Raw genomic sequence first — 13,685 nt, forward strand, 5'->3', positions numbered from 1 at the left:
ACATGATCGTTCGGATTTCCATGGAGTGGAACCGAGATACAGACACTGAAAGCCCCTGATGCGATCGAGTCATCTGCTTTGCTATTGTCTGGTAGGCCGTCGGGTTGGGTGTTCATCGACACAATCCTAGGGCAGCTCACATCGTACACACGAAAAGGGCTAAGTAAGCTGGCTCACAATGTACACATAATGAGTAGTGATAAAAAGCGCGTCCAGTTCCGAGCGCCGCACCGGCTCATCGATCGAACCGATGCACTCGCGGACGTCCTCGGGGAGGATCGGACAGATATCCTCGTGACTGCGCTCCGGGAGTACCTCCAGGAAGCCGCTCACGACGACGCGCTCACCCAAGAAATCGCGGCCGCCTACTACGACGACGAGATTTCCTTTGAGCAGCTCAAAGCACTCGTCGGCGCTGAAGAGGCGGCGAATCTCCGGGTGTTGAAACAGCAACTAGAGAAGGACTTCATCGACGAGGTCGTCGACGCATAGATGTCGCAGCTTGTTGCAGACTCCTCCGCCCTCGTCAGTCTCGGGATCGTTGCTGACGACAATCCCAATCCACTCTCGATCTGTCTGACCCAATACGAGGTCGTCGTCCCAGCAGCGGTCATCGAAGAACTCCGGGAGATCGCCTCGTACGATGACGTGCACGGCCGTGCCGCGACTACCGTACTTAACCGAACTGATACGCTTGAGATACGATCGATCGACCTTGATGCTGAGTTTCCACTCGATGACGGTGAGAACGCCGCTGTCACCCTCGCGAACGAACTCAATGCTACACTATTTCTTTGTGATGAGTTCAACCAACTCGGCTTGATTCATGCGTCGCTCGCTGATACCCGGCTCGTGACGACTCCGACCTTGCTCTCAGTCCTCGTTCGAACTGAGCAGCTGTCAGCTTCCGATGCTCAGATGCTCCTTGATGGAATCAGCGACGCTCGCAGCTGGGACTCGAACAGCTACGTGCAGCGAGCCCGCTCATTGCTTGAGGAGCCCTGACTCAACCCCGGTGGAACCGTCTGTGAGACTGTCCCGTCGTTCATCTACTTTCAATACTGGCGCGACTCTTGAGACAGGTATGGACTGTCCTGCGTGTAGTGGTCCGGTTACGCTCGAAGTCGGGCCAGACCAGTCACTTTCGACATCACTTACTGACGCCCTCCTCGCGGCTGATGAAGACGAGTGCATCGATGTCTCACGGAACTGTTGGGATTGTGGCTGGCACGAGGTGCGACAGATTCGCGTCGAATCAATCGATACGACCGACGGGGACGAGGTCGCTGTGAAGCGATCATCTCTTATCGAGGAGATCACCAATGAGCTCGAGGCGATCGAGCGCCTCGCTACACTCGAAGACACGCTCGCTGAGGTCCGACGGCAGCGACGGTTGGAACCATCCACAGATAACACGGAAGACGGCATGACGGAGTGACTATCGATGAGTGATATCGATGCCCTCTACGCTGTTCGCGAACACACAGGAAATCCCGAGCATGCATCGGTGGATGATGTGATCGAACTCATACTCAGCCGAGCACAGAACCCACGGGAAGATCACCAAGACGCTCACATGGACCAAGCGATGGCGACAATCATCGACAGATACGGAGAGGAGCCAGTCCGAACTGTGATCCACCGTATTCTCGTCGAACACTATCCGTTTCGTACTGCCACCGTCGACCTCGAGATGAATAACATCGATGGCGTTCGAATTGGAACGACAGCTGGCTGGTTCCTTGAAGAGCTAAACGCAGACAAGAACAGCTGAATCGGCCATTGAAAGCCCCTGACGCGATCGAGTTCTACTACCTGTTTCCGTCTATGCACAAGCTATGTGCATACTGCGAAAACGTTATTGACCTGTGTGCAGAACTTGCACATATAATGAGTGCAAGTGACGATCCTCGACGTGTCCATTTCCAGTCCCCGGAGTATCTCGTTGAGCGACTCGATGCTGTCGCCAGCCTCTTCGATAAGGACCGAACTGATCTACTCGTAGAAGCCATTCGAGAGTATCTAGAGGACACAGCGGAGAGTGAAACGTTCCAGGACTTGGTTGCTGAACGGTACTATAACGACCAACTTGAGTTCGAGATGGTCAAGCAGCTAGTCGGTACAGAAACCGCACAGCGACTTCGCCTCCTCAAAGCAGATCTGGAGAGTGAGCCATTCGATCTTACACCTCCGGACGACGTCGACATCTATACTGGTGAGACCACAATGGTCGAGCCTACGAACGCGTCTGATACGTCCGGCGAGCAATGAGTAGCGAGTTGCAGCTTCGAACAATAGTCGCCGACACGAGTGCATTGGTGAGTCTGGCCGTACCTCGTGCCGATGAACGATACAATACAGATGCGTCACCGGATCCACTCCAGTATTTGCTTACCTCGTGTGAGGTCTTCGTTCCACCCGAAGTCGTTGCAGAACTCCATGATCTCACTCAGTATCACGATATCCACGGAGCGGCAGCGACGAACGTTCTCGCCGCTCAAGACTATTACGGTGTCGAGGATCCGTACGAACGATCGAACACAACTGAACCGCGTCCGACGTTTGGACTCGACGATGGCGAAACAGACGGTATTGTCCTTGCAAACGCGATCGGGGCTGATGGGTTCCTGACCGACGAGTTCGGCGGAACGAACTTCGCGCTCATACATGCCGTGCTTACCGGTCCACGGATCATCCCAACACCGAGACTCATCTGCGACTACGCCCGCAATGGCCACATGAGCCACGAAGAGGCACGAACGCTTATCGAGTCGATCAGTCCGCATCGAAGCTGGGAAAACAGTCCCTATGTGACCCAGCTTCTCACTCTGTTAGAGTGAACTGTTCAACACATCGGTGACGTCCAATGGTGATTTTGCAGGAAAAGTCGACGAAGAGGTTCGCCAAGAGTGACGAAGAACATCACGAGATTGCCCTCGGAACGGGGAAACTTGACGGATGCCGGCACGCTGAGATCTATGCAACTCTCAAGGACGATTAATTCTCTCCGGACTCTCCCTCTACGTAGAGATTGAAAGCCCCTGACGCGATCGAGTCCCGCGGCTTGCTGTCGTTCGAGAGGGCGGCGCTCTCTCGTGATGACGAAAGACGCTCGCGTCTTTCGAACCACGCTCCTCGCAGGCTGTGGTGCTTGCGTCGCCGGGGTTCCTCGATCGCGCCAGCCCCTTTCGATCCCACCTACGTGGACCGATCGGCAAGTTGGCGGTAGTGGTTGGTTCCGTCTGAGTGGCGGCACGTCCCGCTCGCCGCTTCCGGTCTCCGCTCACTCCCGCTCTTCGGGTGCCAGTATTAAGCGCGCTTTCGGTCTTCGCTGTCGCTCAGACTCGTAAACGGCTTAAAACTGGCCGATCGCTCCGATTGAAGCGTCGCGCGTTACTGGTTAGGGCGGTTATCGGCGCGTCTCGCTCGCGCCCTGACGGGCGCTTACGAAGGCGCGAGCGAGACGCGTGTGATGGATGAGTTGGACAGCGATGAGAGCCAGGGCTGGAGAGTCGTGGTGTTGGGAAAAGACGCCGAGTGAGCGCCTTTGGAATCAATTAATTCCAATGTCTAGTAAGAAGTCGGTTAGTAAGGTCGTTTCGGTCGATGAACAGGCGTACGAGCAGGAAGTGGGTCGAGCAGAGCACGAGGACGTCGTCGACGAGACTCCAGAGTTCCAGGCCACGGTGGAGATGGAAATTCAGGCGAAAGTCGATGCAAACCACCCAGACGGGATCGTTGACACGAACGAAGACCGGATCTACGGCGTGACCCTGTCCCAGGAAGAGCGCATTCGGGCCAGAGAGGAAGAAATCGAGCGAATCAGTGCACAGGCGGCATTCGGTCGACAGGAGGGACGAGCGGAGCGAACGAGAGCGGTGGTTGAACAGGCACGACGTGATCAGCGGCCAGCCAAGGAAGTCGATCCTCGAGAGAAACTTGAACGAGCGAAGCTGGGCCAGGTCAATCGGCAGGCACAGCGGTTGTCAGAGAACGTCACCGGTGGGTACACGCGAGCGGTCATCGCGAAGCGGATCGTCAGTCGGGTTCTCGAGGGCGCGGACATGTTCGAGGCAGTGATGGATACGAAAGAAGAGATGCAACACAGGGCAGGGACGATCGTGCCGATCGGGGCCCTCGAGGAGATCAGGCGAGGCGAGGTCACTGTGGAAGGTCGTGTGCTCGAACTGTGGGAACCCTCGAGTCCGAGTATCCAACAGGTTGGATTGCTCGAAGACGAGACTGGTCGGACGAAGTTCACGATCTGGGCGAAGAGTCGACAAACGATGGTACAGGAGGGTGAGCGAGTGCGGTTCCGGGCGGCGGCGAAGAACTGGTACAATGGGCGGTGTTCGATCGCGCTGACTCACTGGTCGGAAATCGTCTTCCCAGAGCGCGGCCGCTGGTGGGAGTAGCCGAACGAACTCTCTTTTTCTTAGTGCCCGATCACCCACTACCCACCTCCCCTCCCACCTCCACGTTCCGGGCAGCTCACGGCTGGAAGCCGTCTCGCTGCCGGGCTTTCGCAAATATGTCTAAAATCACATCAGCTGGGTTTATTGAACCCCTCAGAAGATGATAGGTGCTGACTGCTGCATAGAGAGCATGGGTTCAGCACGACGGCTTCGTTTGTTTCGCATCGAAGTCAATGAATCAGCCGTTCAGTAGAGAGTGCGTATCGATCGCTGAGGGTTCTGCCAATTCTGATAGTTGTTCAAGTAGTCGTGCAAACCCAAAGTGCGCATTCAGCAGCAAATCGATTACAGGACCAGGTTACTCGTCATGGTCGTCATCGATCTGTTCATGAAACCGACATACCTCGTCGAATTTCATTCCTCGCCGTACCTTGTCTTCGAACCTGTCGAACTCGACGAACCCCTCATCCGATAATTCGGGAAGTAGGACGTGATGGAGTTCGTAACAAATCGTGAGGTACTCCCCGGAGTTGAGAGTCTCTCCCTCACGAAGAATCGGGTCAGCAGATATCGAACTCTCGTCGAGGAGCGCACGTAATACTCGCCGTTGTTGCGCTGAGAGTACCCGTTTGATGCAATCTTGGTTACAGCGTTCGTCACTCACAGGTCAAGTAGTTGCTACCGATCCGGCCACGCTCGTAGTCGTTCACTCCGAATGCTCGTTCTTTTCGACTTCGGTGACGATCACGTCCCAGTCAGGATGTTCGACCCCATTCCGACATTCGAATCCGCCTTCCACATCGATTCCACTCTCGTAGGCCCTGCGAAGGAGGGCTTTCAGCTCCGCGTTCAATTCCTCCGTCGACGTAAGCGCTGTCTCTTCAGACGTCATCTCCCCGCACCCCTTTCGTATTTCTCCACTGTGAGTTCGTGTTCTGGTGTGATAGTAATCACACCGTAGCTGTGTACGGTTATTGCGTGCCCCTCGTGCGTGAATGCAACGTGGGTATCCCCGTTTGTCCCGTTGCGAACGCGAACGAGCGCATCTAATTCGTCGGCGTCAACAGTGGAATGGAGCGGGTCGAGTTCTACAGGATCAGTCTCCATTACGTCCGCCAGCGTTGCGACAACAGCCATGCTCGCTGGTGTCTTCTCCTGATCAAACTGCGTGCGAACAGTCCCAGATTCCTGAGAGTACTCGACCGCTTCGACTCCAACCCCAGATACCGTTGCGTCCATCTCGCCCGATTCTAGCCGTCTGAGTCGGTTCAATAGGTATACTGATTATACAGAGGGTTTAATACAAAGGACCTATCCGAACGATCACACCGAACTACTGAATGTCGCTCCAATGAGGCGTGGATGCCCGCGTCGAAGGCGTGAGGAGAGCGATTGCTGGGTGATGTCGAGCTCGTCAGCGATATCTTCGAGCGACACCTCGCGTGGGGTGTCGAAGTAGCCCCGCTCGTAGGCTAACACCAGCGCCTCACGTTGGGTCTCGGTTAACTCGTAGCCCTCGCCCTGGATCGGAAGCATTGCGTGGACGGCGGTGATTGTTATCGGAATGTCGTTTTCCTGGCAGTACTCTCGAAACTCGCCGATTGTCTCCTGACTCTCGCCGCGCACCTCGAATCGCCACTCGTTTTTCGTACCGATTCCGGAGAGCACGACGACGTTGGCCTTGGCCAGCGCGCTCAGGATGCCGAAGTACTCTTGTTCCCACTCGGCACGCATGAGATACTCGTCTTCGATGCTATCGACCATTCGGATGTTGCTCACGCCGGCGTGTTGTTCGAACTCAGCTTCGATGTCCTCCGTTTCCACATCGCGTACCCAGAAGTAGGGGATAATCAGCGTCTGGTGTGGAATCAGCCGCTCCAGTTCGACCGTCACACCCGGCAAGTTTTTGAACACACTCCCCAGTGGGAACTCCTCTGTCAGACTCGTAAACTCCATCACAGTCGCCATGCGGAACCCTTCGTCTAGCAGACAAATAACCGGCATGGGTGGTGTATCATGGCTTCGAGACGAGCCAACGCACAGTTGTTGGCCGGGATAGTGTATGCTGCGAGCGGGGAGTCCGTTTGATACCCGGAAAGCCATGGTACACCATGTCATCTCCTTTTGTACGACCGGGCAATCTAGTCGCACAAGCGAGCATGAGTGTAATAACGGAGATTCGCATCCCATCCGATGCTTTTGAACTCGGGCAAATCCTCAGTCTCGAGGATACGTCGGCAATCGAACTCGAAACGCTCGTCCCGAGTGGGGACGTCACCGTGCCGCTCTTCTGGGTCTACGAACCGGTCGGAAACGGCTTTCTCGATACGGTCGAGCGCTATCCAACGGTTAATAACGTCACGGAGGTGGACGTATTCGACGACAGGACGCTAATCAGGCTTGACTGGGATGCGAGCCAGGACCACCTTTTTCAGTGTATCTTGGAACACGACGGGCAGATACTGGGTGCGACTGGATCGTCGGAAGGATGGAATTTCGAGATACGGTTCTCAGACCGCGAAGCGTTTAGTCAATGCCAGACTTGTTGTGAGGATGCGCACATCTCCCTGGAATTAACCCGTATATACAATCCGACGGACCCCGATGCTGGTCCGTGGTACGGCTTGAGTGAGCCCCAACGAGAAGCGTTTTCGCTTGCCATCCGAATGGGATACTACGACATTCCACGCGGCTGTACGACCGCGGAGTTGGCTGACGAACTCGGAATTTCCGATCAAGCAGTGACGGAGCGACTGCGTCGTGCCATTGGGACGTTCGGGAGGTACGCACTTCTCACGCCTGAGTCAGCAGCGGAAATGGACTGACTGTTTCCATTATACATCATGGGACAGAGCCAGGGAGTTGAGCGTACGTTATGTGTGTATGGATGAGAGTCGAGAGCTAGGGACACGTGATATCCAGTCAATTGATGAGGTTTCCGGTTCTTCGGGGCATGAAAGACCAATCTCCCCTGATACAATTCTGTCGGTAGTAGCGAACGAACACCGACGTGCCATCCTCAACGCGTTGGACAACGCACCCGATAAGACACTGGCATACGATGCACTCGTAGAGCGCGTTGCAGAACGGGTTGGGTACGAAGACACGGACCGGGTGTCCGACGAACAACGACAACGCCTCCAAATCGCACTTCACCATACCCATCTCCCAAAAATGGAAGAGGCCCGGGTCATCGACTACGGGGCTGAAACGGGGCACGTCCAGTTTGTTGGCGATAAACTGGAACGTGATATCCTGACGTTTGTCGAGCCGTACGAGGCCTACGAGTGACAGAATATCGGATCGACTTCTCCTTCGTTCGACCTAAATCAGCCGTATTGTACGAATATGTATTGTTCGTCGTCTTCATTTTCTGTACTGACCGATTTGACTGACCCGAATTGAAAGTTGGTCCGATACTGTATTCGCGCTGTCTATTCAGCAAGACTCCTAAAATACATCACAGATCAAGGATTTCAACAGAGCGCATCAGTCACAATTCCGTAAATTTACTTGACGACCTCCCATAGAACCGGCCATGTACGACCTGACCGGTTTTCAGCGTGATCTCCTGTACGTGGCTGCTGGACTCAATGAGCCTCACGGACTCGCGATCAAAGACGAACTCGAGGACTACTACGAGAAAGAGATCCACCACGGCCGTCTCTACCCGAACCTTGACACCCTCGTCGAGAAAGGACTGATCGAGAAAGGTGAAGCCGACCGTCGGACGAACGTCTATTCTGTGACCCGTCGAGGACATCGAGAGATCGAAGATCGACGACGGTGGGAAGACCAGTACGTCGACGATACGCTGTAATTTGGGCGGAGTCCGTTCCCCAAGGCTGCTGAGCCTTTTTCCTAACTCGTCCACCGTCTCGACGCTGACCGCACGGTGGTATTTTTGAGACCCGCTGATGGCCAGCGGTCTTCTCGAGTTCGACTCGAGAGACCTGAAGTGAACATGGCTACGAGCAACAGCACCCGCGAAACGTTCGACGATTCGGACTCCCGAAAAGATGAGATGCACAGCACGATCGAAACGTGGCTCGCAGACCTCGTCTGTGAGGTCGACGACGCCGTCTCGAGCGAGCAGTTCAAAGAGTGGCTCGACGTTCAGAGCGAGTTCCACGACTACTCTCCTCGAAATACACTGCTGATCAAGCTCCAGTGTCCGCATGCGACCCAGGTCGCCGGCTACCGAACGTGGCAAAACGAGTTCGATCGGTGTGTGAGCGAAGGCGAGAAAGCAATCTGGATCTGGGCACCGATCATCGCGAAGAAGTGCCCCAAATGTGGGAACTCACCGTCGTATCATGAGCGGAGTGACTGTGGGTACGATGAGACGCCACCAGACGAGTGGTCGAAGGGTCTCGTGGCCTTTCGACCTGCACCAGTGTTCGACGTTTCGCAGACAGAAGGAGAACCATTGCCCGAACTCGATACCGAGGCATTTGGAGACGACGAGTTGGTCCCTGTGCTCCTCCAAGCAGCGTCTTCGATCGGAGTAGACGTATCGACCATGTCACCTGAAGAATGGGCTCATGGGAATGCAAAGGGCGTCTGCCAGTACCATCCAGACGATCGCCCAGTCGTCGAAGTCCTCGATCGGGAAAACCACGCTGATCTCGCTGTGACGATCGTTCACGAGTATGCTCACGCACTCTTGCACGGTGCCGTGGATGAGACCGAACGATCGAAGCGAGAACTCGAAGCTGAAGCTGTGGGCTACATCGTCGGTCGGTACTTCGGACTGGATACGAGCGGCTCTGCGTTCTATCTTGCTGCGTGGGAGGGAGATGATTCGGAGGCCATTCTCGATCGGCTCGATCGGATTTGTTCGACTGCTCAGAAAGTCATTGACGTCGTCGACGGAGCGATTGAAGAATGAGTGATAGAAGTCTCTTTCCAGAACTGCTTCTAAACTAACGATCCTCGAATGCTGGTTGCAAACCTGAACGAGAAGATTTAGGAGACAGTACCCAGACTTACTTGACATGTCTCTCCTCTTCGAGAGTGCGATCGCCGACTTCGACCTCTCGAATGCGACGCTCTCTTCACCGACAGCCGACATCCTTGAGCCAGAACAAGACGATCCGATTCCGATCGATGGAATCGTTGAGTACGCGAGCTACCACGATCGACTCGCACACCCGAAAAAGGACGACTGGGTTGCCGTTCCACTCCACAAACACGATAACGCAGAACTGTCAGGCGAGTACATTGCCTTCACCGAACACGCATTGCACGGTGAAATATTCGTCTACGACGACGGCGACGATTATGCGTCGATCGATCGTGACGTGTTCGCCAAGTCGTCGCTGGCCGAGCGCGTGCGCTTCTGGCACTCGGACTACGCACCCGAAAATCCCCCATCATATTTTGACTCGCCGATCGAAGAACGTGAACCACCTCGGAATCCACTCTCGGAAGACGATACGGATGCATTCTTCGACGAACTCGAGTCGTTTGTTCGGGCGGAGATGGACGCCCAGCGTGAGGAGAACAGAGAGAAAGCGACTGCATCGACTCCCCAATCACTCTGTGCAGAGGGGTTCGGTTCGATTCCATCGCTTTCGTCACTCGGTCGACCGAAAGACGGGAGCTATCGGTTCAGGGTCGACGACAGGGACTCCGATCGACATCACAATAAACACAGCGTCGTCCAAAGCGAGTTCAGTATCTTCGAAGGGAACGAGGTCCTCCTTCACCCACCGAACGAGGACCGTTCGCCAGACGCGTTTCCGATCCCGGCGACCGTCGATTCGATCGACGGACGAACCATCAGTCTCGCGATCGACTGGTACGAAATCAATGACCGATCGACTGTCGGTGGATTCCTCCGACAGAAGCGCCGTGGATTTGCGGTAACGCTGCTGTTGAATCCAGTCCCGTACCAGCGCGAACTCAACGCGATCGATCGCGTTCAAAGTCGTAACGACCAGCGTGATCTCCTCACGGGAGAGACAGCGGTCACGTTTGGAGATACGGCAGGTGTCAAGAGTAGCCAACAAGACGTCGAACTGAATCAAGAACAGGAGCTCGCAGTATCCTGTGCTCTTCTCGCCGATCAGCTGTTCTGTATCCACGGTCCGCCGGGAACAGGCAAGACACGAACACTCGTCGAGGTCGTCAGGCGGTCAGTTGAGGCCGGCGACGACGTCCTCGTCTGTGCAGACTCGAACCAGGCAGTCGACAACCTCGTTGCCGGTTCGAGTACGGTTGATGAAGTCGACGACCGATCGCTTCATGCCTACGCACAACACGGTGCGGACGAGTTTGTTCTCCGGCGGGTGAAAGCCCACAACTCGTCAAATGACGTCATCAGCACGCAATACGCGACCTGTGACGGCCGGGCCGATGTCGTTGCGACGACGAACAGCAGTGCAGCGACCCTCGATCGCGAGTTCGACGTCCTCGTACTCGACGAGGCAACGCAGGCGACGTGTACTGCTTCGTGTATCCCACTCTCTCGATCGAACAAGGTGATTCTAGCGGGCGATCACAAGCAACTGCCACCGTTCAGTGCGACGGAGGAGCCGCCGGAGTCCGCGGCCGGGATGTCTCTGTTCGAGCATCTCTACGCCGACGGTGGGATCTACGAGGGCGTCGGTGTCCAGCTTCGGACACAGTATCGCATGCATCGCGATATCTCGTGGTTCCCGAATCGTCGCTTCTACGATCGAGCGCTTCGCCAGGGGCGTGATGTACCGGCACTCGAGGATCGATCAGCGTTCGTGGGGTACGATATCGGCGGCAGTGAAGAAACAGTGGATCACTCCAAACGCAACGATGCAGAAGTGCGACTTGTTACTCATGTCGTCGATGAACTGCTCTCCGATGCAGATCTTATTCCGTCTGAGATTGGTGTCATTACACCATATACGGCTCAGAGAAATGCGATTCGATCGAACTTGGGGAGACATCTGGATAACGGACACGACGTTGCGGTTGATACGATCGATTCCTTCCAGGGGAGTGAGAAGGTCGCGATCGTAATCTCGATGGTTCGAAGCAATGCAGAGGGGCATACAGGCTTCCTCGGGAGACCACTTGACGGCCCACGACGATTGAACGTCGCAATGACTCGCGCCCAACGGTTCTGTGCGATTGTCGGTGACTGGTACACGTTGCGATCGGAGCCCGGCAATAACGATGTCGACCTGTACGACGACCTCTACTCGTTTCTGGAGAATACCGGGAGGCTGCAACAAGTTGAACCGGAGTTCATCCCAGTTCCCCAGTAGCAGCCGTTTGCGTTGCGGTGTGCTACAGGGACCCAAGGCCGATCGTCTGACGTTGCCGGAGTTCGTGACGAACGGAGTCAGTGATTCGTTGAGTAGCGTTTCGCAGCACGTCGTTGTTTAACACTGCTCTTCCGAGGAGGTCACCCGAAGTTGGTTGTCGACCTCATAGAAGTAGCCCCGGTCGAGCAACCGCGTAAGTGCATACTCGGCATCCTCTCGTTCGAGTTCTAATTCAGGGTTGGTGTCCAGCACGGCGATCGCGTCTTCGTAGTCGATCGATCGGGACCGGAGCTATCCTGGTGACATCGCCTACCTGAACGGACACGAACTCGTCGCGATCGACGAGTGGCTGCCAGGGAAAGCCCCGACACCATACGATATCGAACTCACCGACAGCTACGAGTACCGCACCCGGTACTGGCGTTGCAAGAAATGCGGACAAGAACGCAACGGTCGCGCCGAGTTCGCCACTCCCTGTGATGATCCACAGCCGCCCACTGCCCTCGAGGCAGGCGGGTACTCGATCGACGAGCCACGAACCCGGCGTGCACTCACTGAAGACATGGAGACCACGTTCGTCGAAGTGGGACCCATCTACGACGTCCTCAGCCAGAGTGGCGCAACGTACCTGGTCGATGTCGAGGAGGAGACGTGTACCTGCCCTGATTTCGAGCAGCGCCAACCAGACGGTGGTTGCAAACACCTCCGGCGTACTGACCTCGAAATTCGAACTGGACTCGTTCCTGCACCAGATGGGACGTTCATTCGGTAACCTTTACCTCTCGGATATTACGAACCGCTCTCAATCTATAAGTGCATGGGTCCCATATCCACTCCCAAGACCATGGATGACTGGACTGAAACGATGACTGCTCGGGACCGGATCGAAGCCGTTGCTCTCACGCTTCGTGAGCCTCAATCAGTCAACTGGATCAAAGAGCAAGCAGAGGTTGGATCCTGGGAAACGACAAAATCCCAACTCGAGTATCTCACTGATGCAGGGCAGCTTACGACCGCCGAAATAGACGGCGATACGCGCTACAAGATCGATCCGATGCGAGCGTACCTCGACCATATCCAAGAGCTCGTCGTCGAAAATACGAAAGACGAGCTTCGAGACGAGCTCGAAGCGATCGCATCGGAGATTGCAACGTGGAAGCGCGAATACGGCGTCAATTCACTCCAAGAACTCGAGGCATCACTTGGGGAAGAGCTCTTTCCAGAGGAGGTCCGGGATCGACGAAAGGTGATCACCTATTGGGAGGAAAACAAGCACCATCGGCAGCTACTCACTAACGCACTTGGGCTATACGACGATCTTTCAGCACAGGATTCCGGTTCAAATCCCAGTCATCCTCAGCACGCCGATTAAGATGGGACGGTTCACCACCGGTGGAAACCCGTACGACAAGCGACGTGTCTATCAGCGGATTCACCAGCGGCTGAGCACACAGCCGGAGTTTTCCGATGTCCAGTATCTTCCCTCTCGAAACCGCCCTCGCGAGATTCATGCCGTTGTTGACGTTGAACGGTTTCTTGATCACTCGTATCGATCGACAACTGCTCGAGTCAAAATCGAATTCGTATTCCGTCAAGACTGGAACCACTATTGGATTCAGTGGGTCGAACCAGAACGTGGCTTTTCCTGCGGATGGCATCAGGACAATACTCACATGGACTTAGGCCACTGCCACTTTCAGATCGATTATCCGGATGGTTCAGTGGATCGAGAAGAGGCTGTGTTTCTGGATGCGCATCCATTATCAGTCGTCGAAACTCGTCTACAAAGCCTACCAGAAAAGCTCGCTGAAATGTCTTCCGAGTAGTTCCAAAATATCATTTAGGACTCTCTACGCGTTTGTTCCGACATCCTTGTAGCGATCTTCTTGCCTATCCTATCAACCTCAGTTAGATCTGATACAGGAGCACTTTTGATATCAGCTATTGACTGGTAGCCGTTCTCACTGAGATTCTCGATTATATTTGTCCCTACACCATCGATTTGGCCGTGGTGAATCGCCAT

Annotated in this window: 19 protein-coding genes; 15 read left to right on the top strand and 4 right to left on the bottom strand. The window is 55.1% G+C overall.

Features of this window, described 5'->3' with window-relative positions:
• Nucleotides 1–189: 189 nt before the first annotated feature.
• From AC6I6L_RS17375 to AC6I6L_RS17410, 8 genes are all read left to right on the top strand, one after another.
• On the top strand, nt 190–492 hold the full coding sequence (locus AC6I6L_RS17375) for a hypothetical protein (protein WP_497919041.1): 303 nt from the start codon (nt 190–192) through the stop codon (nt 490–492).
• Entirely contained in the window at nt 493–1,005 is a 513-nt protein-coding gene (locus tag AC6I6L_RS17380) for a PIN domain-containing protein (RefSeq protein WP_497919042.1), read from the top strand.
• A 79-nt stretch (nt 1,006–1,084) separates the two neighbouring features.
• Nucleotides 1,085–1,438: a DUF8105 family protein gene (locus tag AC6I6L_RS17385; RefSeq protein WP_497919043.1), complete on the top strand. Its 354-nt coding sequence runs from the start codon at nt 1,085–1,087 to the stop codon at nt 1,436–1,438.
• A gap of 6 nt (nt 1,439–1,444) precedes the next feature.
• A complete protein-coding gene (locus tag AC6I6L_RS17390) occupies nt 1,445–1,774 on the top strand; it encodes a DUF8158 family protein (protein ID WP_497919044.1) in 330 nt (109 codons plus the stop codon).
• A 116-nt stretch (nt 1,775–1,890) separates the two neighbouring features.
• On the top strand, nt 1,891–2,271 hold the full coding sequence (locus tag AC6I6L_RS17395; protein ID WP_497919045.1) for a hypothetical protein: 381 nt from the start codon (nt 1,891–1,893) through the stop codon (nt 2,269–2,271).
• Complete coding sequence (locus tag AC6I6L_RS17400) at nt 2,268–2,840, top strand: hypothetical protein (RefSeq protein ID WP_497919046.1); 573 nt, start codon at nt 2,268–2,270, stop codon at nt 2,838–2,840. Before AC6I6L_RS17395 ends, AC6I6L_RS17400 begins: the two co-directional genes overlap by 4 nt.
• A 26-nt stretch (nt 2,841–2,866) precedes the next feature.
• The gene (locus AC6I6L_RS17405; protein WP_497919047.1) at nt 2,867–3,001 is read left to right on the top strand and encodes a hypothetical protein; all 135 of its coding nucleotides are present in this window, start codon (nt 2,867–2,869) and stop codon (nt 2,999–3,001) included.
• Between the two features lie 565 nt (nt 3,002–3,566).
• Nucleotides 3,567–4,415, top strand: coding sequence for a DNA-binding protein (locus AC6I6L_RS17410; RefSeq protein ID WP_497919048.1), 849 nt, complete (start codon nt 3,567–3,569; stop codon nt 4,413–4,415).
• A gap of 706 nt (nt 4,416–5,121) precedes the next feature.
• Here AC6I6L_RS17410 and AC6I6L_RS17415 read toward each other — a convergent pair.
• From AC6I6L_RS17415 to AC6I6L_RS17425, 3 genes are all read right to left on the bottom strand, one after another.
• Nucleotides 5,122–5,307, bottom strand: a complete 186-nt coding sequence (locus tag AC6I6L_RS17415; RefSeq protein WP_497919049.1) for a hypothetical protein — start codon at nt 5,305–5,307, stop codon at nt 5,122–5,124.
• Complete coding sequence (locus tag AC6I6L_RS17420; RefSeq protein ID WP_497919050.1) at nt 5,304–5,654, bottom strand: HalOD1 output domain-containing protein; 351 nt, start codon at nt 5,652–5,654, stop codon at nt 5,304–5,306. Before AC6I6L_RS17420 ends, AC6I6L_RS17415 begins: the two co-directional genes overlap by 4 nt.
• A gap of 84 nt (nt 5,655–5,738) precedes the next feature.
• Nucleotides 5,739–6,383 (bottom strand): helix-turn-helix domain-containing protein, encoded by a 645-nt coding sequence (locus AC6I6L_RS17425; RefSeq protein WP_497919051.1) that lies wholly within the window; start codon nt 6,381–6,383, stop codon nt 5,739–5,741.
• 191 nt (nt 6,384–6,574) lie between these two features.
• Between AC6I6L_RS17425 and AC6I6L_RS17430 the strand changes: the two genes are divergently transcribed.
• The 7 genes from AC6I6L_RS17430 to AC6I6L_RS17460 all read left to right on the top strand — a co-directional run bounded on the left by AC6I6L_RS17430 (nt 6,575) and on the right by AC6I6L_RS17460 (nt 13,034).
• Nucleotides 6,575–7,240 carry a helix-turn-helix domain-containing protein gene (locus AC6I6L_RS17430; protein ID WP_497919200.1) on the top strand — a complete coding sequence of 222 codons (666 nt, stop codon included), beginning with the start codon at nt 6,575–6,577 and terminating at the stop codon, nt 7,238–7,240.
• Nucleotides 7,241–7,298: 58 nt separating this feature from the next.
• A complete protein-coding gene (locus AC6I6L_RS17435; RefSeq protein ID WP_497919052.1) occupies nt 7,299–7,706 on the top strand; it encodes a DUF7344 domain-containing protein in 408 nt (135 codons plus the stop codon).
• 247 nt (nt 7,707–7,953) lie between these two features.
• Nucleotides 7,954–8,235: a PadR family transcriptional regulator gene (locus AC6I6L_RS17440; RefSeq protein ID WP_497919053.1), complete on the top strand. Its 282-nt coding sequence runs from the start codon at nt 7,954–7,956 to the stop codon at nt 8,233–8,235.
• 144 nt (nt 8,236–8,379) lie between these two features.
• Nucleotides 8,380–9,306, top strand: coding sequence for a DUF955 domain-containing protein (locus AC6I6L_RS17445; RefSeq protein ID WP_497919054.1), 927 nt, complete (start codon nt 8,380–8,382; stop codon nt 9,304–9,306).
• A 106-nt stretch (nt 9,307–9,412) separates the two neighbouring features.
• Nucleotides 9,413–11,662, top strand: a complete 2,250-nt coding sequence (locus AC6I6L_RS17450; RefSeq protein WP_497919055.1) for an AAA domain-containing protein — start codon at nt 9,413–9,415, stop codon at nt 11,660–11,662.
• 274 nt (nt 11,663–11,936) lie between these two features.
• Nucleotides 11,937–12,434, top strand: a complete 498-nt coding sequence (locus AC6I6L_RS17455) for a hypothetical protein (RefSeq protein WP_497919201.1) — start codon at nt 11,937–11,939, stop codon at nt 12,432–12,434.
• Between the two features lie 45 nt (nt 12,435–12,479).
• Nucleotides 12,480–13,034 carry a DUF7342 family protein gene (locus AC6I6L_RS17460; protein ID WP_497919056.1) on the top strand — a complete coding sequence of 185 codons (555 nt, stop codon included), beginning with the start codon at nt 12,480–12,482 and terminating at the stop codon, nt 13,032–13,034.
• A 468-nt stretch (nt 13,035–13,502) separates the two neighbouring features.
• Here AC6I6L_RS17460 and AC6I6L_RS17465 read toward each other — a convergent pair whose 3' ends face one another.
• Nucleotides 13,503–13,685, bottom strand: a complete 183-nt coding sequence (locus tag AC6I6L_RS17465) for a helix-hairpin-helix domain-containing protein (protein ID WP_497919057.1) — start codon at nt 13,683–13,685, stop codon at nt 13,503–13,505.

The sequence above is a fragment of the Halosolutus sp. DAT137 genome (genome assembly GCF_059736405.1).